We start from the raw sequence: 25,870 nt of genomic DNA, 5'->3' as shown, positions 1-25,870 counted from the left end.
CGCTTGGCTTAACTTAGCAGGCATTGAGACAAGCGGTCACACCCATCCGTGTGACCGCTTGTTTGTTAAGACATTACATTCAACTTCGTTAGAGCTAGGCAATGACTACAGGTTTTAAGAACACCCTGATGGAAATCTTGGACGGTTCGCCCAAACATACGGCGAGTCGCTACGTCGAATGGCTGATCACCCTGGTGGTGTTGGTCAATTGTTCTGCGGTGATTCTTGACTCCGTCCCAGAAATCCACGCCGAATTCAAAGAATTTTTTCACGAGTTGGAGTTTTGGAGCGTGATGTTCTTCACGGTGGAGTACATCGCTCGCGTGTGGTCACTGGGCGCCAAGTACAACCGTGACAACGGTGGTTCATGGAAAGGCCGCTTTGAATACATGCTCAGCCCGTTTGGTTTGGTGGACTTCTTTGCCACCATGCCGCATTACATGCACATGTTCTTCCCTGCACTCGACCTGCGCATCTTGCGCGTGCTGCGTTTGCTGCGAATCTTGAAACTCTCCAAATACAACACAGCGCTGCAAGACTTGTTTCATGCGGTGTACTCCGAACGTCAAGCGTTTGGCTCCGCCGTGTTTTTGCTGACCATTGCCACCATCGTGTCGGCCTCGTTGATGCATTTCGCCGAAGGTCACCACCAACCCGAGTTCTTTGGCACGATCCCCCATTCGATCTATTGGGCCATCGTCACCATCACCTCGGGCTACGGCAACGTCGAACCTCTCACTAAAGCAGGTGAAGCGATTGCGCTGATCACCGGTTTCTTGGGTGTGTGTATGGCCGCCATCATGACCGGTATCGTGGCTTCGGCGTTCTCTAACCAAGTGGCACGTAAGAAAGCCGCGTTTGAAGCGCAACTGCGTGAAGTCTTTTCTGACGGCAATATGTCTGAAGAGGAACAAGCCACTCTGAAGCGCCTACAAGCCCATTACCGTTTGTCAGATGAACAAGTCGAAGCCATGATGCTGCGCGCCAAAAACAAATCGTCGTCCAATGAATGAGCGCACCATGACCACAGCAGCTCCTACCCTCACCACGTTCCAACGCATCAAGCGTCGCACCTTCGAAATCATGGAAGGTGAAGTGCCTGACAAGTACAGCCACTTCGTTGAAATCTTCATCGCCTTGCTGGTGGTGGCCAACGTGGTTGGCATCATCTTGGAGTCGGTTCCTGAAATTCATGAAGCCTTCATGGCCGAGTTTCATGCCTTTGACGTGTTCAGCGTGGCCGTGTTTTCAATCGAATTCGTTTTACGCGTTTGGTCGTACAGCGAAAAATACATCCACAACGGTGGTACCGCGTGGCAAGGCCGCAAAGAGTACGTGTTCAGCTTCTACGGCATCATCGACTTTGTCAGCACCGTGCCGTTCTACTTGCAGCTGCTTTTCCCAGGCGCAGATTTGCGCGTGTTGCGCATGTTCCGTTTGATGCGAATTTTCAAACTGTCGCGCTACAACAGCGCGTTTGAAGACATGGTGGCGGCTGTCAAAGCTGAGAAAGACTCTTTCTCCTCAGCTGTGTTCTTGCTGTTCATCAGCTGTTTGCTGTTCTCTTCGTTGATTTACATCATCGAAGGTCATGAGCAACCCGAGGTGTTTCCCTCCATCCCTGCGGCGATGCACTGGTTTGTCATCACCATCATCTCGGGCTGGGGCAATGTGGACCCCGTCACGTTCCTTGGCTCTTTGTTGGTCATCCTGACGCAAATCTTGTCCATTGCTTTGGCCGCCATTCTGACGGGTGTGGTGGCCACGGCCTACACCGCTCAAGTTGAACGTCGTCAAGCGTTGTATGAGATGGAAGTTCGTTCTGTGTTGGCCGATGGCGTTGTCACCGATGAAGAACAAGCCAAACTTAAAATGATGCAAGCCAAGCTTGGCATGTCAGACGACCAAGTGCAATCCATCGTCAATCAGATGGAAGAAGAAAAGCACATTTCGGCGGCCAACAAGCAATCGTAAATTTCAACTGAAAGCAATCATGGACAACGGCGCCTACGAGAAATACAAGCAAGAGAACCCCGACGTCTACACGCCACTCTCGACCTACGACTATGTGGACCAGTTTGTCCACAAATTGACGATGGCCGAGTTGGTGGTGTGCGGGGTGGCTGTGGTGCTGGCTGTGTTGGCTCTGTACAAACTTTTTGCCAAACGAAAAGACAAAGAAGATCACCACGAGTAAAGGAAAAGAGATGAGTGAAGTTCCAGAAACCGAATTGCCAGAGCACGGCAACGATCCGTTTCGCACGCGTTGTGCCATGTTGGTCTCTTTGTTGGCCATGTGTTTGGCCATTGCCAGCTTGGGCGGCAACAACGCCTCCAAAGAAAGCATGAGCAACAACATCTTGGCATCGAACGCCTATTCGTTCTACCAAGCCAAAAACATCCGCCAGACCGACTACAAAATCGCAGCCGACGAGCTGCGCATCCAGCTCAGCAATGACAAGTTCTCGCCTGCTGGCAAAGCCTTGGCTGAGAAAAAACTTGAAGCCTACGAAAAGAACATTGCACGCTACGAGTCCGAACCAGAAACGGGTGACGGCAAAAAAGAGCTGATGGAAAAGGCCAAAGCGCACGAACATGAACGTGACATCGCACTGCGACAAGATCCATGGTTTGACTACGCAGAAGCCCTGCTGCAAATTGCCATCGTGCTCACCTCAGTGGCCATCCTGACGGGGGCACATGTGTTGTTCTGGGTGCCATGCGCCTTAGGCATGCTGGGTATTTTTTCAACCATCAACGGCTTCTTGCTTTTGATTTAAATCATCCCCCTCCAGCAAAAGGCTCCAATTGGGGCCTTTTTTATTCACTTGCACGTGATGCGTAAAGGAAAATAAAAATCATGACTGCCCACACCACGCACGCCCACGCATCGCCACTTGCCAAGATTTACAAGTGGTTGTTTGACCCCGAGTTCAAACACGGCTTCCACCAAACCGTCGAGCGCAGTATTGGTTTCTTGATCATCGCCAGCGTGATTGCGGTGCTGATTGAAAACACACCCGAAATCTACAACGCCAATGCCGCATGGTTTCACTGGTTTGACGTGGTGACCGTTGGTATCTTCACAGCGGAATATCTGATGCGCTTGGCCACCGCGCACTTGAACCCAGAGTTTGCAGGCAAGTCTTTCCCACGTTTGCGCTACGCCTTCAGTTTTTACGCCTTGGTGGACTTGGTGGCCATCGCGCCGTTTTACTTTGCACGTTTTGTGGACGTGGATGTAGAAATGCTGCGCGTGCTGCGGGTGTTGCGATTGGCACGGATGTTCAAGCTCTCGCGCCAGCTCATCCCCGCTTGGAAAGAGTTTCAAGTCCTGAACGAAGGCCGCAGCATGCGCGCCAAAGTGTTTGCCATGCTAGAGCCCACCGGCCACTCGGGCCGTTTGCACACCTACATCGACAACTTCATTGTGTTTTGGATTGCTTTGTCCATCACCTGTGTGGTGTTTGAAACCGTTGAATCTGTTCGTGCGCTTTTTGCCAGCGAATTCATGGTGATTGACGTGATCGCGTTCACCATCTTCACCATCGAATACATCGCACGCGTTTACTCTGCGCCAGAGAACCCAAAGTACAAACACCTGCGGATGCCGCATTGGGCGCACATCCGAACCGGACAAGCCATCATTGATTTGCTGTCTATCTTGCCGTTCATTTTGGAGAGCTTGTTCAGCCAACACTTGGACTTGCGCTTCTTGCGCGTCTTCCGTTTGATGCGCATGCTCAAACTCACCCGCTACACCTCGGCGATGGAAACGCTCTACAAAGTGGTGCTGCGTGAATGGCAAATCATCTTTGCCTCCGTCTTTGTGATGATGCTATTGGTGGTGCTCACCGCCAGCTTGGGTTATTTGTTTGAGCATCCCGCACAACCAGACAAGTTCGAGAACATTCCCCAATCCATCTACTGGGCTGTGGTCACGCTGGCTTCGGTGGGCTATGGCGACATCTCGCCCATCACGCCCATGGGTCGCGCACTCACGGTCGTCCTTGCCTTGCTGGGTATTGGTATCTTTGCCATCCCCGCCGGTTTGTTGGCCTCGGCCTTCACCGACCAACTGCGCATTGACCGCGACGCCTTCAAGCACCGCCTGATGATGGCCTACGAAGACGGCTTGCTCGACAACGCAGAGCGTGAACTCATCGTGGCCGAAGCCGAGCGTTTGCATTTGTCGCACGAAGAGGTCAAACGCCTCACCGAAGAAGCGAAAGCCGAATTTGCAGCCAAGGAATCAGAACACCTCACACATGCAAATGGTTTGGTGTTGGACGCCACAGCGCATCCACAACTGGCGGCGGCTCAGTTCAGCCTTTTGGTCAGCCAATTGGATTTGATTGCCCAAGCCACCGGCACTGACACACTGCGTCAAAGCCTCAGCCATAGCAAAGGTGATGCAACAGCCGCTCTGGCCGTGCTGAACCTCTTGGATCAAAAACACGGCTGAGTGACGTGAGTTAACCCTGCGACAGCAGGGTTGCATGTTTGCGTTTAACGTATCGCTATGACGCATTTTTATGAACCTCGCCTAGGCCACGGCCTGCCCCACGACCCCTTCAACGCCATCGTCGGTCCACGTCCCATCGGCTGGGTCTCCACCCGCAGCAACGAGGGGGTTTTGAACCTCGCCCCCTATAGCTTCTTCACGGCCTTCAACTACGTGCCGCCCATCGTGGGCTTCTCCAGCACAGGCCCCAAAGACTCGCTGCGCAATGTGCAAGAAAACGGCATGTTTGTGTGGAACCTCGTCACACGCCCACTCGCCGAAGCCATGAACCAAACCTGTGCCCCCGTTGGCCCCGAGGTCAACGAATTTGAGTTGGCAGGTTTGACCGCAGCACCCTCACGCGTGGTGGATGTGCCGCGTGTGGCAGAGAGCCCCGTGTCATTTGAATGCCGCAGCACACAAATTATTCAGCTCGAAGGCCTCGACAAACAAAAAGTGCCCACATGGTTGGTGTTAGGCGAAGTGGTGGGCATTCACATTGCCGATCATTTGTTGAAAGATGGCATTTATGACACCGCCAGCGCAGGCCATATTTTGCGTGGTGGCGGCCCTGCCGATTACTTCACCATCGGACCAGAGCAACTCTTTCACATGTGGCGCCCCAAGGCTTAAAACCTGCCCATCTGAACAGGCAACCCCTCACTTGGGACGATCAGGACTCGGCACATCGACCGTGAAATAGGGTCGCTCTTTGTAGCCCAACACATACGCCGTGATGTTGGATGGAAATGTCTGCACCGCCGTGTTGTAGTCCTGCACCACCTTGACGTAACGCTCGCTTGTAATTTGGATGCGGTTGTCAACGCTGGCCAGTTGCGCTTGCACGTCAATGAACGTCGGGTTAGCACGCAATTCTGCGTTGCTTTCAGAAACCGCTAAAAGTTGGGTAACGGCACTTGTTACATCACTTTGAGCTTGCTGATATTTTTCTAATTTCTGCGCATCGTTGAGCAAATCGGGGACCGCATCTATCGCCATGGCTTTGTCCCTGGCGTTCATCACAGCGGTCCATTTCGGTTGATCGAAATCTTGTTGGGCTTTCAACAGATTCAACAAGTTCGTCACCACCGCCGTACGACGTTGGTACTCGATCAACAACTCAGCCCCCGTGGTTTTAAGCTGTGCAGAATCGTTTTCAAATTTTTTGTAACCGCACGCCCCTAGGCTCAGCAGCACCATGACCATGAAGAGGCCCATCAACCGACGCACTATATTTTTCATATCAACCCAAATGACAAATGATGAGGGTTTTGAGTGTCGAAATATCGCCGTACCATGTCTGTTGCGCATCGCACATTGCATCAGCAAGGCATTGGCGAATGACATAAAAAAAGCCGCTGTCCGAAAACAGCGGCTTTTGATCAAGGCTGAGGCTTGGCCTCAGCGAGGGTGATTAGCCCACCACCATCAAGTGGAAAGGCCACACGTACGCTTGCAGCGTCACGTACAAGCCCACCAAACAAGCCAGTGCGATCGAGTGGAAGAACACATAGCGCAAGATGTCGCCTTCGTGGTTGAACCAACGGGTTGCGGTAGAGGCCACAACGATGGACTGTGCGTCAATCATCTTGCCCATCACACCGCCTGAGCTGTTGGCTGCGCCCATCAAGTTGGCGCTGAGGCCCAATTGCTCAGCGGCTACTTTTTGCATGCCACCAAACAACACGTTCGATGCAGTGTCAGAACCGGTCATGGCCACACCAATCCAGCCCATCAAGGTACCGAAGAAGGGGTAGAACACGCCCGTGTTAGCAAATGCCAAACCGAGGGTGGTGTCCGTGCCAGAGAAACGTGTCAACGTGCCCAAGCCCAACATCAACACAATGGTCAAGAGCGAGTAACGCACCAACCAGAAAGTGCGTGCATAAGCGCGCACGATTTCTGTGGGCTTGTACTTCATCACCAAAGCGCCAACGATGGCCGACACAAAAATGCCAGTGCCGGTCGCAGACAACAAGCCCAGTGTGTAGACCGCACCTTCTTTGGTGGGGTTAGGCACCACGGGTGGCATCTTCTCGATCAAGTTGTGCAAACCTTCGATGGGGAATGCAGGCGCCCAGATGCTGTTGAAGTAGGCCTTCACCGGTGGCAAGCCCCAGATGAACACAAACACAGACAAGATCGCCCAAGGTGTCCAAGCACGCACCAGCTCGGCACGTGTGTAGTGCGTCACAGGCAATGCAGGCTTGGCTTCGCCGCCGTCGGTTTCGTGGCCTTTGAGCGAGGTGGAAGTCCAAATGGTTTTCGGTTGCCACACGCGCAAGAACAAGATCAGACTGGTCATCGACACGATGGCTGCAATGATGTCCACCAGCTCTGGGCCGATGTAGTTAGACACCAAGAACTGAGGAATCGCAAACGACAAACCCGTCACCAAAATGGCGGGCCAAATTTCCATCATCGCTTTGCGACCGGCAAAGGCCCAGATCAACCAGAACGGAACGAGCAACGAGAAGAAAGGCAATTGACGGCCAATCATCGCGGTGACTTCCATCAAGTCGTAGCCGTGCACTTTGGCCAGCGTGATCACGGGCGTGCCCAAAGCACCAAACGCCACAGGCGCGGTGTTGGCAATCAAGCTCAAACCAGAAGCAGCCAAAGGCGAGAAGCCCAAGCCAATCAAAATACCAGCCGTCACCGCCACGGGTGTACCGAAGCCAGCAGCGCCTTCGAAGAACGCGCCAAAACAGAACGCGATCAACAGCAACTGCAAGCGGCGGTCATCGGTGATGCCCGACAAAGAGTCTTGCAACACTTTGAAGCTGCCGTTTTGCTCGGCCATTTGTTGCAAGAAGATGATGTTCAACACGATCCAACCGATGGGCAACAAGCCCGTCAAGCCACCGTACATCGCAGCCTTACCGGCCATCTCTGCGGGCATACCATAAGCCAAGATGGCCACGGCCACGGCTGCGACCAAACCCAAACCTGCAGCGATGTGTGCTTTGATGTGCATGAAGCCCAAGGCCACCAACATCACCACCACGGGAATCGCCGCCAACAAGGTGGACACCACCATGTTGTTAAACGGGTCATAGACCTGTTGCCAAACCATACTCTTCTCCTTGAAACGTTGAATCAAAAATTGGTAATACCACTTATCCATAGTGTAAGAAGCTGGATACGGGCTAAGAGCTAGGTAATTACCCTGTTATAGGGCTTCTTCGGGGACGAATACTTCTAATTCAGCCAATAATTTGGTCTTACCACTTTTCAAATATATGGCACCACTGTCATCCCCTGTTGTTCGTTTGGCCGATAGCGTGGTCAACGAAATTGAGAGCCAAATTCTGGATGGTGCGCTGCGTCCGGGCGATCGCATCCCCTCCGAACGCAAACTTGCTGAAGACTTTGGCGTGTCTCGTCCCTCCATCCGCGAAGCCATTCAAAAGTTGGTCGCCAAGGGCTTGCTCATCACACGCCACGGCGGCGGCACCACCGTCACCAACAAACTCGACGCACCGTTTGTGGACCCATGGCAAGACATGGTCAAAGACCACCCCGTGCTGCATCGAGACATTTTGGAAGTTCGTGAAATGCTAGAAGCCCAAGCCGCTGAACTAGCAGCCCAGCGCGCCACCGATGTGGACATGGTCCGCCTCGACAAAGCCTTTGCAGCATTAGATGAAGCCTATGCCAGCAAAGACCTCGACAAATCCATCGCTGCGGATGTGGCGTTTCACCAAGCCATTGCCGAGACATCGCACAACGTGCTGATTGGTCACCTCACCGCCAGTTTGATGCGCGTCATCCATGACCACGTGAGCAACAACCTCAAACACTCCCACACGCGCCCCGCGCAATGGGACCAACTGCGCACACAGCACCGCACCATTTGGAAAGCCATCAAAGCCAACAAAGCGGACAAAGCCAGCGCCGCCGCCAAAGAACACAGTGTTTACATCCGCGAAAGCATTGAAAACAATGCGCTGGACGAACACCGCCGCGTCAGCGCCTTGCGCCGCGCAGGTACAAATTAGGCGCCGACAGGCACATCCCAATAAAGCCGCTGTGGGTTGTGGCTCAGCACATCGTCCAGATGCTGAGGCCCAACCCATGCGCTGAGTGCGGCAAACAACACGTCATAGGTGGCCAAGTGTTCGTGGTTGGTACAAGGCCAATCACTGCCCCACAGCAATGCAGCAGGCCCCAGCTCGTGCAACCACAGATGGGCAAGACTCGCCGCATCCACGCCACCGAGGCGATACGCGCCACTGAGCTTGACGTAGGTCGCGGTGTGTTGTGCGCGTCGCACCACAGCCGCAATGCTGGCATCCATGGCTCGCGCTGCAATCGGTTTGGCCATGTGATCGACCACCAGAGGGATGTCCGATGGCAGCTGCCTCAAAACCTCAGGTAATGCGCCTTGGTCGGTGTGTACTTCTAAGTGCCAGCCTAATTCATGCAGGGTTCGCCACAGGCGGTCTGCGCGTGTCCACGCAGCCACATCGTGCGAGACCCCTGCCAAGTTCAGGCGTATGCCGCGCACGCCAGCCGTATGCAAAGCATTTAATTCATCGGCAGGTGTGTCCGCAGCCAACACGGCCACACCACGCAACACCTCGGGGTGCGCCTTTAAAGCTTGGAGCATCAAGTGGTTGTCAACACCCAAAAAACTAGGTTGCACGCACACGCCTCGCGTCACGCCAACGCCTTGCGCAAGTGCCATCCAATCTTGCAGTGCAGCGGTGTACTGCGGCACATAGCGTGCGACTGCAACGGCCTCGCCCGCATTGAACACATGAAAGTGGGTGTCTACCCAATTTTTTGACCTTATCGAATTCATGGTGTACATTCTAGTCCTCTAGATGTCTAGTTTCAAACCATGAGTACCGCAACCCTCACCCAAACACCTGGCCAGAGCCGATACGGCAAACTCGCCCTGGCTTTGCGCGATCGCATCTTGCAAGGTGAATGGGCACCAGGCGACATGATTCCAGCGGAATCAGCGCTGGCCCAAAGCTACGGCGTGGCACTGGGAACCATCCGACAAGCCCTGTCATTGCTGGTGGAAGATGGCGTGCTGCAACGCCGTCACGGCAAAGGCACCTTTGTGACCAAAGGGGTGGACGGCGCATCGATGATGCGTTTTTTTCGCTTTCGTGGTGTCGATGATGGCAGCAGCGAAACCCCGCAATCACGCATCCTGTCCAGCCGCTTGCGGCGTGCCACCTCACAAGAGGCCAGCGTTTTTGGCCTGCCGCCAGATGCTCAAGTACTGCACCTTGAACGCTTACGCAGTTTGAGCGGCGAGCCTTGTTTACTCGAAACCATCGTCTTGCCGCTGCCACTTTTTGGAAAACTGGCGGAGTCTGACACGGAGGTATGGGACGACTTGCTCTACCCCATGTACCAACAACGCTGCGGCATCGTGATTCAAAAAACACAAGACAGCCTGAGCTTCTCGCAGCTCAACGCCACCCAAGCCAAACGACTCAAACTGGCAGCTGCACACCCATGTGTACAGGTCGAACGCCAAGCGTTTGACATGGCCGGGCGTTGCGTCGAATTGCGCACCACACGTGGCGATGCGTTCTCGTTCAAGTACACCACGCAACTGCAGTAAACACATATATTCAAAGGAGACACGACATGCGTCACAACACACCCCTTATTCGCCGCCATGCACTGACAACGTTGGCCTTGGCATCATGGGCTTTGCACGGCGTAGCAACACCAGCCATGGCACAGACCGCGTTCCCCAACAAACCCGTCACCTTGGTGGTCACTTACCCACCGGGCGGCGGCGCGGATGCCATGGCTCGCCTCATTGCACCCAAGATGGGTGAAGCCTTGGGTCAGCCCGTGATCATCGAGAACAAGCCTGGCGCAAGTGGCCAAATTGGCGCATCTGCGGTGGCCAAAGCCACACCCGATGGCTACACACTGATGTTGGATGCCTCCTCTTTTTCAGCCAATCCAGCCCTGTACCCCAAGCTGCCCTATGACAGCCTCAAAGCCTTCAAACCCATTGGCGTGGTGGCTTTGTTTCCAAACGTGGTGTTGGTCAACGCCAACTTTCCTGCCAAAAATATTTCAGAGCTAACCGCGGCTGCTCGCAAAAGCAAAGATGCGGTGTCGTATGCCTCCTCGGGCAACGGATCTGCCCAGCATCTGGCAGGCGCATTGTTTGAGTCTGCAGCCAAAGTTGACATGGTGCACGTGCCCTACAAAGGCGGTGGCCCTGCCTTGAATGATGTGATTGGCGGTCAAGTGCCTCTGTTCTTTGGCAACTTAGCCTCCACACTGCAACATGTGCAGTCGGGCAAGCTCAAAGCGCTGGCGGTGACATCGGCCAAACGTTCGCCCATCTTGCCCGATGTCCCTACATTGGCCGAGTCTGGGTTGAAAGGCGCAGAGATTTACGAGTGGAACGCCGTGTTCGCCCCTGCCAACACACCCGAACCTGTGGTGAACAAATTGGCCGCTGCATTCCAACAAGCGCTGGAATCGCCCGAAGTCAAAGCACGTGTGGCGCAGCTGGGCGGCGACATTCAAAAAGGTTCGCCTGAGCAAGCCAAGAAATTCATTGAGCAACAAATCAACCTGTGGAGCCACGTCATCAAGGAGCGTGGCATCACCACCGAATAAATTGTTGAAAGAAACCTATGAACGACCTGCACACCTCATCGCTCAATCGACGCCAACTGTTGGCCAGCACCGCAGCATCTGCGCTCGGCCTGTCGCCGGTACTCGCACACGCAGAGGCTGCGTGGCCTAGCAAACCTTTGCGTTTGGTGGTGCCGTTTGCACCGGGCGGCAGCTCTGAAATTGTGGCGCGCGCCTTGGCTGGCGAAATGGCCAAGACGGTGGGCCAAAACGTGTTTGTGGACAACAAACCCGGCGGCGCAGGCAACATTGCCATGCAAGAGGTGGCCAACGCAACTGACGAACACACCCTCGTCTTGGGCCACATCGGCACCTTGGCGGTCAACCCCTACATCTTCCCGAAGCTGTCGTATGACGTGAACAAAGACTTCACGCCCATCACACTGATTTCCAAAGTGCCCAGCTTGTACGTGGTGCATCCCGACCTGCCTGTGAAGAACCTCAAAGAGTTTGTGGCCTACGCCAAAGCCAACCCCGGCAAACTCAACTACGGCTCTGCAGGCAACGGCAGCGCAGGCCACTTGGCGTTTGAATATCTGAAGATGGCAGCGGACATTTTTGTGCTGCACGTGCCTTACCGTGGTACGGGCCCCATGCTGACTGATTTGATGGCCGGTCGCTTGCAAGCCGCAGCGGTTGGCGCACCTGCGCTGTTGCAGTTCATCAAAGCAGGCAAGCTGCGGTGCATTGCCACGGGCAGCAGCACACGCTTGCCTTTGTTGCCCGATGTACCCACCGTGGCAGAGCAAGGCTTCAAAGGCTTCGAGATGACGCAGTGGTACGGCTTGATGGCCCCCAGCAAGATGCCTAAAGCACACCTTGAAAAACTGGAGAAAGAAGCCATCGCTGCCGCGCGCGGAAAAATCGTGCACGACAAACTCAGCCAAGACACCGCACTGGCCGTGGGCAACACGCGCGCCGAGTTTGAAGCTTTCATCAAAGTCGAACAAGCGCGTTGGAAGCCCGTCATCGCGCGGGCACAAATCAAGCCTGAAGGCGTTTAACAAAAAAGCCACCCAAGGGTGGATTTTTCTTTGGCTGTGAATTCGCTTATTTGATGAAGCGAATTTGTTGGTTGATGCGCTCAAGAATCGGTTTCTTCTTTTCGTTGAACACCGCTTTGTTTTCTTCAATCAAGTTTTTACCTTTGGTGTCAATCGAGATGATCAAGGGGCCAAACTCTTTCACGCGGTTGACCCACAAGGTTTCGGGCATGCCTAGGTCAGTCCACTCTGCGGCTTCAATCTTCTCCACTTGCGTGGCGGCCAACACAGCGCAGCCGCCTGGGAAGATGGCATGCACCGCTTTGTTTTCCATGCAGCCCGCTTGTGTTTCAGGGCCCATGCCGCCCTTACCCACAATCAATTTAACGCCAGTGCGTTTGATGAATTCCTTTTCAAACTTTTCCATGCGCATGCTGGTGGTGGGGCCAATGGACACCATTTCGTATTCGCCGTTTTCTTTTTGGCGCACGATGGGGCCCGCATGAAAAATCGCGCCGCCTTCTAAGTTGACGGGCAGCTCGCGGCCCAGCTCAATCAATCGGCGGTGCGCTACATCGCGGCAAGTGACCAGCGTACCTGTGAGGTACACCACGTCACCGATGTTCAACGACTCCAGGTCTTCGTCTTTGATGGGGGTGGTGAGAATTTTCTTCACAGCGTGAATCCTTTGTGCGAAATGATTTCGTAAGACATATCGGCATTGATCTTGATCTTGCCGCGACGGTGCGCCCAGCAGCCGGTGGATACCGCCACACCAATGGTGGATGGGTGACGTGCAGATGACTCGATGTTCACGCCCATCACACTGTTGTTACCCGTCAAGCCTTGAGGGCCCAAGCCCAATTCGTTTAAGCCATCGGTCAACAGCTCTTCCATCAAGGCAGCGTTGTCGTTGCTGTGGCGCGAGGTCACGGGGCGAAGAATGGCTTTCTTCGACAAACGTGCCGCGGTTTCAGCCGAGGTAGACACCCCCACACCAACCAACAAAGGTGGGCAAGCATTCACACCGCGTGAGGTGATGACGTCAAACACAAACTCGGCCACACCTTCGTAGCCTTGGCCGGGCATCAATACTTTGGCGGCACCCGGCAAGGTGCAACCGCCACCTGCCATGTACACATCGATGATGACGCTGTCGTCACCGGGCACGATTTCCCAATCGAGCCATGGAATTTTTGAACCGGTGTTGGTGCCTGTGTTTTTCTCGACAAAGGTCTCCACCGCGTTGTGGCGCAGTGGGCCGTCTTTGGTAGCGCCTTGTGTGGCGCCCAACAAAATTTCTTCCAGCTCACCCAACAATGGAAAGTTAGAACCTGCGGTGAGGAAGTATTGAATGACGCCGGTGTCTTGGCAGCTCGGGCGGTCTAACTTGTCGGCGGCGTCTTGGTTTTGACGCATGGACTCGTACACCTCTTTGGCCAAGAAGTTGACTTCTTTCTCACGCAACTCACCCAGCTTTTCGGTCACGTCGGTGGGCAAGCGCTTGCCGATGTATGACGTGAACTTCGCCATCACATGGGTCAGGTCTGCTACTGCTGTTTCTTTGTTCACGGGGAACTCCTTTGGTAAATGGGTGGGCGCTCAGTCGAGCGTGACCTTGCCTGCTTTGACTAAGCCAGCAAACTTTTCGGTTTCTTCTTTGATTTGTTTGGCCATCTCGTCTGGCTTGTTGCCGATGGGCTCTGCGCCGATGTCCAACATTTGCTTCTTGAAATCAGGCGTGTTGATGATCTTCACAATTTCGGTGTTGAGTTTTTGCACCACATCTTTAGGCGTGGCAGCAGGCGCCAACAAACCAAACCAAGTACCAATCGCGATGCCAGGCACACCTGCCTCTTGCAACGTGGGCACATTCGGCAAAGCCGAAGAACGCTTGGCTGTGGTCACCGCCAATGGCTTTAACTTGCCTTCTTTGATGAAAGGCAACACAGGCGTGACGGTGTCAAACGACATGTCCACTTGGCCGCCCAACAAATCGGTGGTCAAGGGTGCGCTGCCTTTGTAGGGCACGTGCAGCACTTGCGCACCCGACACGATTTGAAACTGCGTGCCAATCATGTGTTGTGCTGTGCCATTGCCGTTGGAACCGTAGGCCAGCTTGTCGGGTGTGGTCTTGCCTGCGGCCACGAGGTCTTTCACGCTGTTGTAGGGCGACTTGGCATTGACCACCAACACGTTGGGCACCAAGGCCACGGTAGTAATGGGTGCGAAGTCTTTGTCAAAGCTGTAGGTCAGGCCCTTGTACACACTGGTGGCGATGGTGTGGTGCACGGCGCCCATCAGCAAGGTGTAGCCATCGGCATTGGCCTTGGCCACTTGCGCCGCACCCAAAGTGGCACCTGCGCCGGGCTTGTTGTCCACGATGACGGTTTGGCCCAAATTGGCCGAAAGCTTGGTGGACACCGCGCGAGCCAACACATCGGTCGTGCCACCGGGCGGGAACGGCACGACGATGGTGATGGTCTTGCTAGGCCACGCCTGGGCCTGCGCCAAGCCTGCTGCGCCACATAGGGCAGCCACCCACATTTGCTTTTTGAATTTGCTCAACATGCCTGTCTCCTTTTGTTTGTTGGAAACAACTGTAAATTTTTCAAGGTTAAAAATTCAGCGCTATATTCAAAGCATTGTTAACCTAAAGCTAAAGATATGACCAAGCTCATCAGCCCTGCCGACTTAGGCTTTTTCATCGCGCTGGCCAACGCAGGCTCGCTCAGTGCAGCAGCACGCGAGCAAGGCATTTCTACCGCAGCGGTCAGCCGCCACTTGGGGTTGATGGAATCGCGCTTAGGTATTCCCTTGGTCAACCGCACCACACGGCGCATGGGCCTCACGCCCGAGGGTGAGGTGTATTTGGACTACGCCCGCAAAATCATGGGCGACATCGAAGGTCTTGAAACCCACTTGCTGGGTGCCACCGCTGCACCGCAAGGCCTGCTGCGCGTGAACGCCACACTGGGTTTTGGCCGCAGCCACATTGCGCCACTCATCTCGCAGTTCACGCGCCTGCACCCCAAGGTGGATGTGCAGTTGCAGCTCTCGGTCAACCCACCGCCCAGTGGCGACGATGCATTTGACATTTGCTTTCGCTTTGGCAACCCGCCCGACTCGCGCTCGATTGCGCGTTTCATTGCGGCCAACCAACGCGTGGTGGTGGCCTCGCCTGCGTACTTGAAAAAATTTGGCACACCCAAAACGCCGTCGGAGTTGGTAAAGCACAACTGCATTGGCATACGCCAAGGCGACGAAGCCTATGGCCTGTGGCGCTTCACCACCGCCAAGGGCAAAGCCAAAGAACAACAAACCGAGAGCGTGAAAATTCGCGGCAACCTCACCACCAACGATGGCGGCGTGGCGCTGAACTGGGCACTCGACGGCCACGGCGTGCTGCTGCGCGCGCAATGGGATGTAGAGAAATATGTGCAGTCAGGCAAACTGGTGCAGCTGCTACCCAGCTACAACAGCCCCGATGCCGACATATATGCCATCTACGCAGAACGCCACCGCACCTCGGTGCGGGTAAAAGCGTTGATTGATTTTGTAGCGGCAGCGTTTAAGCGCTGAAAAACTCTTTGATTTTAAAAAGTCACACACGGTCAAGCCAAGCCAAATCAAAAAGAATAGGTTGAGCTGCCGACTGAATTTTTGAAAAATACTCAAACTCATCAGCTGGGCAAAAAATAAAAAGAACCTCACACAATTCGAAAGATAAGTCGTTCGGTACACGCCACTCTCTTTCATGAGTTGCATCAAAACCATCATGAATGATGTTTACAAATGGGTGCAGCTCAACTGGAATGAAGTTGTACACAAATCGTGCATAAACCTCTTCATTACAAACGAAACTCTTCTTTAGCAAAGATTCGCGAATGTTGAGACATGGATTTGCCCCTTTTGAAAAGAGCAAATCTCTATCAAATGCAATACCGTATTTAGCATTAAACATGTCCCGATGCGCTTTCAACCCTGAAAGGGTACTTTCAGTAAAGCACACAGCCTTGGTATGACTTGAACCATTGAATGTTCTGGTTACTGGATTAAAAATCTTCGGGGCTGCTGCGCTGTACCAACCTGAATTCGATGCTTTCAGCAGAGGTTTTTGATGAGCCCCAACGAAATCGAGAATCGAAGAAAGAATTTTTTTAGCTTCATCATCATTCTTATCGTCGTTTTGACGTATCAAATGCGTCAACAAAAAAGAGCAATCCGTGCTCAGACGCGCAAGTTCCTTTGCAACACAAGCTGTTGTTTGGGGCATTTAAAAAGTCCTTCTGAATCAACAATGTAATTTCTAAAAATTGAACGTAAATTAAGAGCACTCACCCCGAAACAAAGCCCACTCCTCGCACACCTTGCCCGAGGGCAATTGGCACATGCCAAATTCGCCTTGCGGGGTGCGTTTGATGATCAGCTTGCCGCCTGCGTTGATGCAGTTGACCGACGCGGGGTTGGCCATTTCGGCGACGGGAACATGGGGCTTGTCAGACGGTGAGCAGGCGCAGCTGGCTAGGGCGATGGCGCAGAGGGTGGCAATTTGCGGCAGATGCATGTCAATTAACCGTCATGTATTCGTTTATTCAATTTAAGTTAATTCTATTGTGTCGATATATAGACGGTTAGCAGGCTCATGGTTTGCGCCCAGCCATCCAGTATGCTCACTGACTTACGCAAATATTTAGCCCCTTTTTTCGCCCGTTCTGCCCCACATGTCTAGCCCCCACGCCATCGGTTTTATGGTGCTTCATAGCAACCAGCTAGAGGGCCTGCGCGAGTTGGCGGTGCAGTTCATCCGCAACCACCCGCTGCCCGTGCTTGCGCCCGAGGTGTTGCTGGTGCAAAGCAACGGCATGAAGCATTGGCTAGAGCTGGCCTTGGCCAAAGACCTTGGCATTTGCGCGGCCACGCAGGTGGAGCTGCCGTCTGCCAAGCTGTGGCAGATTTACCGCGCCGTGCTGGGCCCAAGCAACGTGCCCGCGCACATGCCGCTGGACAAGTCGCCACTGGTGTGGCGCATCATGCGTTTGCTCCCCAGTTTGTTGGCCAAGCCCAGCTTTGCGCCGCTGAAAAACTACCTAGGCCAAGCCGAGGCTGACACGTCGCCCATGAACCGCCGTGCGTATCAGTTGGCCGCGCAGCTGGCCGACGTGCTGGACGGCTACCAAAACTACCGCGCCGATTGGCTAGAAGACTGGGCCAATCACAAAGACACATTGCGCACCCAAGCAGGCATGGCTACCCCCCTGCCCACCGCACAAAGCTGGCAGCCCGAACTGTGGCGCGATTTGCTGGACGACCTTGCGGCTGACGCCGAAGTCAAAGCAGAGCTACAGCACAGCTACAGCTCACGCGCCAAAGTGCACGAGGCGTTTATGACCAAGATGGCCACTCTCCCCGAAGGCCAACGCCCTGTGCGTGTGCCGCATCGCATCATGGTGTTTGGCGTGACGTCGCTGCCCATGCAAACCGTGCAAGCGCTGGCCGCTTTGGGCCGCGTATGCCAAGTGCTCATGCTGGTTCAAAACCCCTGTCAGCACTACTGGGGTCATGTGGTGGAAAGCCGTGTGCCATTGGCCAAACTCTCCAAGCAACGCCAAGCGCACAAAGCCGGTTTGCCTGTGCCGCAAGACGATGGCTCTCTGTCCGAGGCCGACCAATACACCCTGCACACCGACACGCACCCCCTGCTGGCCGCATGGGGCAAACATGGCCGCGACTACTTGCACTTGCTCGATGGCTTTGACGATGTGGACCAATACAAAGGCCAGTTCAACCGCGTGGATGTGTTTGTCGACCCCGCAGACACAGCCGCCCACGAAGGCCGCGAGCCCACGATGCTGGAGCACTTGCAGTCGTCCCTGCTCAACCTTGCGCCACTGCCAGACCACTTAACCGACGTGCCCGCAGACGACACCAGCGTGCGCTTTGTGCAAACGCACTCGGCCCAGCGCGAGATCGAGGTGCTGCACGACCGCCTGCTCGCGTGGCTAGATGCCGACCCCACGCTCAAGCCTGCCGACATCATGGTGATGGTCCCTGACATGGCCAACTTTGCGCCGCACATCCATGCGGTGTTTGGCCGCTTTGCCAGCAACGACCCACGCCACCTGCCCTACACCGTGGCCGACACCACACCGCGCACCGAGCCACTGGTGCAAGCACTCGACACCCTGCTGCAACTGCCCCAACTGCGCGTGACACGCGTGGAGTGGCAAAGCCTGTTTGAAGTAGCCGCCGTGCGCGAACGCTTTGGCCTAGAAGAACACGACGTGGCCCAGCTCGACACTTGGCTGGCCGACGCCGGCGTACGCTGGGGCCTAGACGCACCACACCGCAAGCCGTGGGGCATTGCGCCCGACATGGCCGACGCCAACCAAAACAGTTGGCTGTTTGGTGTGGAGCGTTTGCTGCTGGGCTACGCCGTGGGCACATCCCGCTTAGTCAGCACCGATGCCGCGCACAGCGACAACACCCACGACACATTGGCCACACCTTGGCGCGACACCTTGCCCCAGCCGGGCGTGGGCGGCCTCGACGCACGCGTGGTCGATGGTCTGTTGCAATGGCTGCGCCACACACAAATTGCGTTGATCAAACTGCGCCAAGAACACACACCTACCGAATGGGTGGCGGTGTTGCAGCAACTGGTGGCTTTGTTCTTCAAACCGAGCGACGAAGCCGATGAGCGACTGATCGAACGCGTGATGGCCCCGCTAGAAACATGGCTGGCCGAATGCCAACTGGCCCGCCTCGACAGCCCACTGCCACTGGTGGTGGTGCGCGAACACTGGATGGCCCAGCTGCAACAACCCGCCATGCAACGCCGCTTCTTTGGCGGTGGCGTGCAGTTCGCCACGCTGATGCCCATGCGCTCCATCCCGTTTAAGTGCGTGTGCTTGCTGGGCATGAACGATGGCGACTACCCACGCAGCCAAACCCCACGCGACTTTGATTTGATGAGCGACGCAGCACACGCAGGCAGCACCCAATCACACTGGCGCGCAGGCGACCGCTCGCGCCGCGAAGACGACCGCTATTTGTTTTTAGAAGCGTTGCTGTCGGCACGCGACAAGCTCTACATCAGCTGGCAAGGCCGACGCACGACCGACCACGAAATCAAACCTCCGTCAGTGCTGGTGGCGCAACTGATGGACTACCTCAACGCCGTGTGGACGCGTGATGGTGACGTGGCGTGCGATGCGCCGTTGCAACCGCTGCAAGCGTTTTCGCAAGCCTACTTTCGCCAAGGCACAGGCGTGCAAACCTATGCAGCCGATTGGCAACAAGCGCAAAGCAACTCAAACAGCAAAACACCGCGCACTAAAAATGAAACGGCAGACCAAGCGCCCACAGAGCTGACGCTCAAGCAGCTCAACCGTTTGCTCAAACAACCCGTGGATGTGTTTGTGCGCGACCGCTTGCGCTTGCACCTAGACACACCCGAAGCCGCAAGCGCACAAGAAGAACCCTTTGCGCTAGACCACCTCGACAGCTACACACTCACACAAAGCATCGTGCAAGCGCCCGACCCCGAACATGCGCTGCAAGTGCTTCGCTTGAGTGGCGAGTTGGCCTTGGCTGGTTTTGGTCAAGCGCAGCAAGACATGCTGCTGCAACAACGCGACGAGCTGCTAGAGCGCTTTGACGAGATCGTCAAAGATTGGCCCATGGATGTACCCGTGCAGTCCAGCCACTTTGCACTGGGCGCACATAACCTGAGCGCCGAATGGGCGAATGGCCAACAAATTTGGAAAAGCAACGCTGATCAATCCGCGTGGCTGCAAGTAGAGATGCGCCCCGGCTCGGTGCTGGAAGGCAAAGAAAAAGCCAAGCACCCACGCGCGCAAACACTCACCACGCTGTGGCTCAATCACCTCGTGGCTTGCGCCAGTGGCACACCCACCACCAGTGTGCAAATTGGCCTCAACGGTGCGGTGCAGTTGGATGCGCTGTCGCAGTCAGACGCCTTGGCAGAGTTACAAAACTTGGTCACGCTTTACCAAGAGGCGTGGCACAAGCCACTGCCTGTGGCACGCAAAACGGCGTGTGCCTTTGTGATGGCCATGCCAGCACATCAAGACGAAGAGCAAAAAAATAATCAAGCGCAAAGCGCTACAGACATTGCCCTACAAGCCGCACAAGTGGTGTTTGATGGCAACCGCAACCTCACTGGCGAATACGAAAGCAGCACCACACTGCAACGTGTGTTCCATAGCTTTGCAGATTTGCAAAATGACTTACCCAACATGGCCCAGCGCGTGTACGGCGCAATGGTCAAAAACGCCAGACTGCTGAGTGCAACGAAGATCACTGAAGAGGCCGACGCATGACGCAAAAGCCAAACCATCAAGCCCAACCGCTAGAGGCACTCACCCTGCCGCTACACGGGCGACAAGTGATCGAGGCCAGCGCCGGCACAGGCAAAACTTGGACGCTGGCTGCTTTGTATGTGCGCCTGGTGTTGGGCCATCTGCGCGAAGACGCTTTGTTGCCACCGCAAATTTTGGTGATGACTTTCACCGATGCCGCCACCGCCGAACTGCGTGACCGCATTCGCATACGCCTGAGCCAAGCTGCGGCTTACTTTGATGCCAGTGCACAAGACCGCACATTGCCGCAAGGCTTGAAGCCCGATCCGTTCTTGGTGAATTTGCGAAACAGCTTTGACCCATCGCTGTGGCCACGCTGCGCCTTGCAGCTCAACTGCGCCGCTGAGTGGATGGACGATGCCGCCATCTACACCATCCACGGGTGGTCGCGCCGCATGTTGAGCCAGCACGCCCTCGACAGCCGAAACCTATTTGAGCAAACTCACCTCGACAACGCCGAAGACCTACAACGCACCTTGGTGCAAGACTATTGGCGCGAATGGTTTTACCCACTCAACGCAGACACGCTGCAGCACATCACGCCACTCATTGGCCACGCACCTGATGATTTGTTGGCCACGGTACAAGGCATTTGGCGCGATCAAGAACGCGCGCCAAAAACTATTGAGGCACCTGACACCACGCCAACACAACGGGTAGCGCAACACTTGGCTTGGCAAACTGCACTGGAAGCCAAAGCCACGCACGCACGCACCCTTTGGAGCGGCAGCGTGTGGCAAGCCTTAGAGGCAGCTATTGCCAGCAAAGCCATCAAAGGCCGAGGCATCACTGCACCCAACTTGGCACGTTGGTCAAATGCGCTGAAAGAATGGGCCGAGCAAAACACGCCCATCAAGACCGAATGGCTCACCCGCTTTGCCACCAGTGAGCTGACCGACAAGGGCTGGGCTGATGCCACAGGCTTTGCTTTCTTTGCCGCGGTTGAAGAGTATGTGACCTACCTGCACGAAGAGCCCGACACACACAGGCACATCGCGCTGCACGCTGCACACACGATCGGCACGGCGTACAAAGAAGCCAAGGCGCAACGCGCTGCATTTGATTTTTCAGACCTGCTGCAAAACCTGCACCACGCGATCATGGCCGAAGACGGCCGACTGGCCACCGCCATTCGCCAGCAATACCCCGTGGCATTGGTAGATGAGTTTCAAGACACCGACCCGTGGCAGTACGGCACGCTCAACCGCATCTACGACACACACGCCTGCACTGACGCCAACACCTTGGTGATGATTGGCGACCCCAAGCAAGCCATCTATAGCTTCCGTGGCGCAGACTTGGGCACATACCTGAAAGCGCGTGAGGATGCGCTAGAACACAACCCACTCGCGCTGCACACACTCAGTGGCAATCGCCGCTCCAGCGATGGTTTGGTCAATGCGGTGAACCATGTGTTCACTCAAACCGAAATACCGTTTTCATCGCACATTGATTTCGTGCGCGTGAGTGCCGAGGGTGGTGTTGAACCACTCACACAAGCCGATGGCAAAGCCAATCCAGCCATGACGGTGTGGCACATGCCCTGCGGCGAGAAGCCGACCAAAGCCAGCACGTATGTACAAAGCATGTCAGAGGCATTTGCCAATCACATGGCGCAACTGCTCAACGAGGGTGTGGCACAGCCGGGTGACATGGCGGTGTTGGTACGCGGCCAACAACACGCCGACGCCATACGCGCAGCGCTGCGCGAGCGCCACATACCCAGTGTGTACTTGTCGGACCGCAGCAATGTGTACAAATCCTCCGAGGCGCTAGACCTTTGGCGTTTGCTACGTGCCGCTGCGTCACCACGCCAAACCGCGTGGGTGCGCTCAGCCGTTGGCAGCGGCTTGTGGGCTTTAGACCTTGATGAGGTGCTGCACCTCACCGACCAAGAAGCCCAGTGGGAAAGTTTGCTCGACAGTTTTCATCAATGGCATCTGATGTGGCAACAACAAGGCGTGCTGCCCATGTTGCATCACTGGATGCACAGCCAAGGTGTGGCGCAACGACTGCTCGCACAAATGGATGGCGAGCGCCGATTGAGCAACCTGCTGCACTTGGGCGAACTGCTGCAACACGCGGCGCAAAGCTTGCAAGGCGAACACGCCTTGGTGCGTTTCTTGGGCGAGCAAATTCATTCGACCACAGAAAGCGCAGATGCACAAAAGATGCGCCTCGAAACCGATGCGCAGTGCGTGCAAGTCATCACGTATCACAAGAGCAAGGGTTTGCAATACCCGCTGGTGTTTGTGCCATTTGCGGGAAGCTTCAAAACTGAAACAGCAGCCAAGTCCAGCTATGCCGATGACGACGAAGACACCTCAGACAAAGAAGCTCCTTCATCGGTAGAAGAAGACATGCGCTTGTTGTACGTAGCCCTCACCCGCGCCCAGCGTGCGCTGTGGCTGGGCATGGCTGAAACGTATGGCGATATCAGCGGCGACGCCACCAAAGGCACACTCAAGCAAAGCGCCACAGCCAAGCTTCTCAAGCGCCAAACGCGTGGCGACTTGGGCACTCAGCTCAATACCTTGTGGGGCAGCTGCGAAGACATCACCGTTCAAACTTTGCCTGATAACGCCAAGGTGGTCTATCAAGCACCCAGCGAATCAGCCGCTACTCAAAACGCGCTCACACCCATACGCACCCACCACAGCCTGTGGTGGACCGCGAGCTTCAGCGCCATCACGCGCGGACTGGTATCGGAATCGAAACGCGACGAAGCGGTGGCGGATGCCATCACAGACGCGACCTCGGACGCCCAGTCTTACGCGGTGACCACGCCTGCACCAGAACCCGAGAACATCAGCGCATGGCAAAGCTTCCCCGCCGGTGCGCGCTACGGCACGCTGCTGCACGACTTGCTGGAATGGCTGTCACAAAACAATTGGCCCATGGCCAACGCGCAAGCGCCCGAATGGGCCAAGCAAGCATGGGCCAACTTGCTGGAACGCAAAGTCAGTTGGTTACAACTCGACGAAGCACCGCGCGCGCAACTCGAACCTTGGCTGCAAGCCGTGGTGCAAACGTCGCTGCCTTTGCACGAACTCAACGCTGCACCTTTGACACTGTGCGACCTGAGCACCGAGCACATGTGGCCCGAGATGGAGTTCAACCTAGAAGTGAGCCACGTCAGCGCCACCGCGCTGGACCAACTCATTCAAAACCATGTGTTTGAAGGCACGCCCCGTCCTGCGCTGCAAGCGCGTGTGATGCAAGGCATGCTCACCGGCTCGATGGACTTGGTGCTGCAGCACGATGGTCGCTATTGGGTGGTGGACTACAAGTCCAACAAATTGCCCAGCTACGACAGCGCCACCTTGCAAGACGCCGTGCTGCACAAACGCTACGAAGTGCAGTACGTGCTCTACACCTTGGCCCTGCACCGCTTGCTCAAAGTGCGCCTGCCCGGCTACGACTACGCCCAACACATGGGTGGTGCGGTGTACATGTTTTTGCGCGGTATTCACGCCGAAGGTGCGGGCGTGCATTTGCAGCGGCCACCGCAGGCGTTGATTGAGGCCTTGGATGCTTTGTTTGAGAAAGGCACTGCATGACCACCCTCAAAGACTTACTAAAGCAACCTTGGGGGCAAGCGCACGCAACGCCACTCACCGGCTTAGACACGGCCTTGGCCAACTTGCTCAACAGCAAACAACCCAGCGACGATCCACGCCACCTGTGGCTGGCGGCACTGACTAGCCATCAATGGGGGCGTGGCCATGCATGTCTCGACCTCGCCACTTTACAAACCCAAGCCGCAGCACTGCTGGGCTGGAATGACGAACAGACCTCCACCCTGCCCGCAGACTTGCACCAAGCCGCCAACACGCTACCTTGGACGCAGGGCGATGCCAGCCCCTTGGTGCTGACCGAAGACACCCAAGGTGCGCGCTTGTATTTACGCCGCGCATGGACGGCCGAGCAAAACATTCGTCAAAACATCGCGCAGCGTTTGGCACTGCCCTGCGACGTGCCTGCCGATTTGCAGCAACGCTTGGATGCGTTGTTCACCCCCACCAACAATGGCGAGCCCGACATGCAACGCCTCGCCTGCGAGGTGGCCGCACAAAACCGCATCACGCTCATCACTGGCGGTCCTGGCACAGGCAAGACCACCACGGTGGTGAAGCTGTTGTCGCTCTTGGTGGGCACGTCATCGCGCGATTTGCAAATTCACCTCGCCGCGCCCACGGGCAAAGCGGCAGCGCGTTTGACCGAATCCATCAGCAATGCACTCACCCAAATGCCTGCCGATGTGCAAGCGCGCATTCCCACCCAAGCGCAAACACTGCACCGCTTACTGCAAACCAATAGCAAAGCCACACAGCTGCACCAGCTGGCCACCGATGTGGTGGTGGTCGACGAAGCGTCGATGATTGACCTAGAGATGATGGCCCGCTTGCTGCAAGCTGTGCCACCCACCGCACGCTTGATTTTGTTGGGTGACAAAGACCAACTGGCCTCGGTGGAAGCTGGTGCGGTCATGTCGCAGCTGTGCACGGGCAGTTTGTTGCAGCACCAAACCGTCACCCTCGTTCACAGCCACCGCTTCGACGCCAAGAGTGGCATTGGCCAATGGGCACGCACCGTGAACGCGGATGTGGCCGACAACACGCCCGCGCTCAAAGCACTGTGGAACGCCGCGCCCGATTGGCTGGCGACGTTGCCTTTGCAACAAACGATTGAGGGTGATGCCGCAGAACCCGACGTGACCCGCCTGCAACTGACCAGCGCCAGCGACCCCAAGCTGGCCGTAGGCCTGCGCTACGGTTGGCGCAACTGGCTGGCTTTGCTAGACGCACACCGCCCCAGCAAAACAACTCAGACAGCGCCGTGCAGCGATGCACAAGCAGCGGCGCTGCTCAAAGCCTTCACCGAGTTTTGTGTGTTGTGCGCGGTGCGCGAAGGCCCGCTGGGCGTGGTGCAGCTCAACGCACACGTCGAGCTCGCACTGGGCTTGGGCCAAAGTGCTTGGTATGCCGGTCGCCCCGTGATGGTGACGCGCAACGACTACGCGCTAGAGCTGATGAATGGCGACATTGGTCTGTGCCTGCCCGGGCCTGACGGTGTGTTGCGTGTGGCCTTCCCTGCCGTAGATGGTGGCGTGCGTTGGGTCATGCCCTCGCGCCTCGACAGTGTGGAAACCGTGTTTGCCATGACGGTGCACAAATCGCAGGGCTCGGAGTTCACGCATGTGCTGCTGGTGATTCCAGCACTTGAGTCGCCCGTGCTCACACGCGAGCTGGTGTACACCGGCCTCACCCGTGCGCGCCAGCGCCTGACCGTGTGGGCGCCGCAACTGGGCGTGCTGTGGAATGGCTGTGCGCGGCGCGTGTTGCGCAGTGGTGGTTTGGGCGATTAAC

Annotated in this window: 22 protein-coding genes; 14 read left to right on the top strand and 8 right to left on the bottom strand. The window is 55.9% G+C overall.

The features are described 5' to 3' along the window. The first annotated feature begins 101 nt into the window (after positions 1-101). The 6 genes from B9Z44_RS10430 to B9Z44_RS10405 all read left to right on the top strand — a co-directional run bounded on the left by B9Z44_RS10430 (position 102) and on the right by B9Z44_RS10405 (position 5,137). On the top strand, positions 102-1,013 hold the full coding sequence (locus tag B9Z44_RS10430) for an ion transporter (RefSeq protein WP_108359250.1): 912 nt from the start codon (positions 102-104) through the stop codon (positions 1,011-1,013). Positions 1,014-1,020: 7 nt separating this feature from the next. Next, a complete protein-coding gene (locus tag B9Z44_RS10425; RefSeq protein WP_170108494.1) occupies positions 1,021-1,974 on the top strand; it encodes an ion transporter in 954 nt (317 codons plus the stop codon). A gap of 19 nt (positions 1,975-1,993) precedes the next feature. Continuing rightward, a complete protein-coding gene (locus B9Z44_RS10420) occupies positions 1,994-2,197 on the top strand; it encodes a hypothetical protein (RefSeq protein WP_108359252.1) in 204 nt (67 codons plus the stop codon). A gap of 10 nt (positions 2,198-2,207) precedes the next feature. After that, a complete protein-coding gene (locus B9Z44_RS10415; RefSeq protein WP_108359253.1) occupies positions 2,208-2,780 on the top strand; it encodes a DUF4337 domain-containing protein in 573 nt (190 codons plus the stop codon). 80 nt (positions 2,781-2,860) lie between these two features. Beyond that, positions 2,861-4,465, top strand: coding sequence for an ion transporter (locus B9Z44_RS15420; protein WP_108359254.1), 1,605 nt, complete (start codon positions 2,861-2,863; stop codon positions 4,463-4,465). 57 nt (positions 4,466-4,522) lie between these two features. Further along, positions 4,523-5,137 (top strand): flavin reductase family protein, encoded by a 615-nt coding sequence (locus B9Z44_RS10405; RefSeq protein ID WP_108359255.1) that lies wholly within the window; start codon positions 4,523-4,525, stop codon positions 5,135-5,137. A gap of 27 nt (positions 5,138-5,164) precedes the next feature. Here B9Z44_RS10405 and B9Z44_RS10400 read toward each other — a convergent pair whose 3' ends face one another. Further along, positions 5,165-5,851, bottom strand: coding sequence for a LemA family protein (locus B9Z44_RS10400; protein WP_108402393.1), 687 nt, complete (start codon positions 5,849-5,851; stop codon positions 5,165-5,167). A 67-nt stretch (positions 5,852-5,918) separates the two neighbouring features. After that, positions 5,919-7,580 carry an L-lactate permease gene (locus B9Z44_RS10395; protein ID WP_108402889.1) on the bottom strand — a complete coding sequence of 554 codons (1,662 nt, stop codon included), beginning with the start codon at positions 7,578-7,580 and terminating at the stop codon, positions 5,919-5,921. Between the two features lie 166 nt (positions 7,581-7,746). Here B9Z44_RS10395 and B9Z44_RS10390 point away from each other — a divergent pair, with 166 nt between their 5' ends. Further along, entirely contained in the window at positions 7,747-8,505 is a 759-nt protein-coding gene (locus B9Z44_RS10390) for a FadR/GntR family transcriptional regulator (protein WP_108359258.1), read from the top strand. Here the strand turns inward: B9Z44_RS10390 and B9Z44_RS10385 are convergent. Beyond that, a complete protein-coding gene (locus tag B9Z44_RS10385; protein ID WP_245912807.1) occupies positions 8,502-9,311 on the bottom strand; it encodes an amidohydrolase family protein in 810 nt (269 codons plus the stop codon). The genes B9Z44_RS10390 and B9Z44_RS10385 overlap by 4 nt on opposite strands. Before the next feature lie 39 nt (positions 9,312-9,350). On the opposite strand from B9Z44_RS10385, the gene B9Z44_RS10380 reads away from it, so the two are divergent. Genes B9Z44_RS10380 through B9Z44_RS10370 form a run of 3 tightly spaced genes read left to right on the top strand, consistent with a single transcriptional unit; the run spans position 9,351 to position 12,138 of the window. After that, positions 9,351-10,091 (top strand): GntR family transcriptional regulator, encoded by a 741-nt coding sequence (locus B9Z44_RS10380; protein WP_108402391.1) that lies wholly within the window; start codon positions 9,351-9,353, stop codon positions 10,089-10,091. A gap of 26 nt (positions 10,092-10,117) precedes the next feature. Then, positions 10,118-11,116 carry a Bug family tripartite tricarboxylate transporter substrate binding protein gene (locus tag B9Z44_RS10375; protein WP_170108493.1) on the top strand — a complete coding sequence of 333 codons (999 nt, stop codon included), beginning with the start codon at positions 10,118-10,120 and terminating at the stop codon, positions 11,114-11,116. 17 nt (positions 11,117-11,133) lie between these two features. Beyond that, positions 11,134-12,138 (top strand): Bug family tripartite tricarboxylate transporter substrate binding protein, encoded by a 1,005-nt coding sequence (locus B9Z44_RS10370; RefSeq protein ID WP_108402390.1) that lies wholly within the window; start codon positions 11,134-11,136, stop codon positions 12,136-12,138. A 46-nt stretch (positions 12,139-12,184) separates the two neighbouring features. On the opposite strand, the gene ttdB is transcribed toward B9Z44_RS10370, so the two are convergent. Genes ttdB through B9Z44_RS10355 form a run of 3 tightly spaced genes read right to left on the bottom strand, consistent with a single transcriptional unit; the run spans position 12,185 to position 14,688 of the window. Next, positions 12,185-12,793 (bottom strand): L(+)-tartrate dehydratase subunit beta, encoded by a 609-nt coding sequence (gene ttdB, locus B9Z44_RS10365; RefSeq protein ID WP_104796406.1) that lies wholly within the window; start codon positions 12,791-12,793, stop codon positions 12,185-12,187. Beyond that, positions 12,790-13,689, bottom strand: coding sequence for a L(+)-tartrate dehydratase subunit alpha (gene ttdA / locus B9Z44_RS10360; protein WP_104796407.1), 900 nt, complete (start codon positions 13,687-13,689; stop codon positions 12,790-12,792). The genes ttdB and ttdA overlap by 4 nt, the downstream gene beginning before the upstream one ends. Positions 13,690-13,719: 30 nt before the next feature. Continuing rightward, the gene (locus B9Z44_RS10355) at positions 13,720-14,688 is read right to left on the bottom strand and encodes a tripartite tricarboxylate transporter substrate binding protein (protein WP_108402389.1); all 969 of its coding nucleotides are present in this window, start codon (positions 14,686-14,688) and stop codon (positions 13,720-13,722) included. Positions 14,689-14,784: 96 nt separating this feature from the next. On the opposite strand from B9Z44_RS10355, the gene B9Z44_RS10350 reads away from it, so the two are divergent. Beyond that, positions 14,785-15,699 (top strand): LysR family transcriptional regulator, encoded by a 915-nt coding sequence (locus B9Z44_RS10350; RefSeq protein ID WP_108402388.1) that lies wholly within the window; start codon positions 14,785-14,787, stop codon positions 15,697-15,699. 22 nt (positions 15,700-15,721) lie between these two features. On the opposite strand, the gene B9Z44_RS10345 is transcribed toward B9Z44_RS10350, so the two are convergent. Beyond that, on the bottom strand, positions 15,722-16,393 hold the full coding sequence (locus B9Z44_RS10345) for a hypothetical protein (protein ID WP_104796410.1): 672 nt from the start codon (positions 16,391-16,393) through the stop codon (positions 15,722-15,724). 51 nt (positions 16,394-16,444) lie between these two features. Beyond that, on the bottom strand, positions 16,445-16,684 hold the full coding sequence (locus B9Z44_RS10340) for a putative hemolysin (protein ID WP_108402387.1): 240 nt from the start codon (positions 16,682-16,684) through the stop codon (positions 16,445-16,447). A gap of 157 nt (positions 16,685-16,841) precedes the next feature. Between B9Z44_RS10340 and recC the strand changes: the two genes are divergently transcribed. From recC to recD, 3 genes are read left to right on the top strand one after another with little or no spacing between them, the layout of a single operon-like run. Further along, the gene (gene recC / locus B9Z44_RS10335; protein WP_108402386.1) at positions 16,842-20,462 is read left to right on the top strand and encodes an exodeoxyribonuclease V subunit gamma; all 3,621 of its coding nucleotides are present in this window, start codon (positions 16,842-16,844) and stop codon (positions 20,460-20,462) included. Next, positions 20,459-24,061, top strand: a complete 3,603-nt coding sequence (recB, locus tag B9Z44_RS10330; protein ID WP_108402385.1) for an exodeoxyribonuclease V subunit beta — start codon at positions 20,459-20,461, stop codon at positions 24,059-24,061. Before recC ends, recB begins: the two co-directional genes overlap by 4 nt. After that, positions 24,058-25,869: an exodeoxyribonuclease V subunit alpha gene (gene recD, locus B9Z44_RS10325; protein WP_108402384.1), complete on the top strand. Its 1,812-nt coding sequence runs from the start codon at positions 24,058-24,060 to the stop codon at positions 25,867-25,869. Before recB ends, recD begins: the two co-directional genes overlap by 4 nt. The last annotated feature ends 1 nt before the right edge of the window (position 25,870 follow it).

The organism is Limnohabitans curvus, from assembly GCF_003063475.1.
GTDB classification, from domain to species: Bacteria; Pseudomonadota; Gammaproteobacteria; order Burkholderiales; family Burkholderiaceae_C; genus Limnohabitans; species Limnohabitans curvus.
The sequence above is the reverse complement of the archived record's forward strand: the minus strand, read 5'-3'. Positions and strand labels throughout refer to the sequence as shown.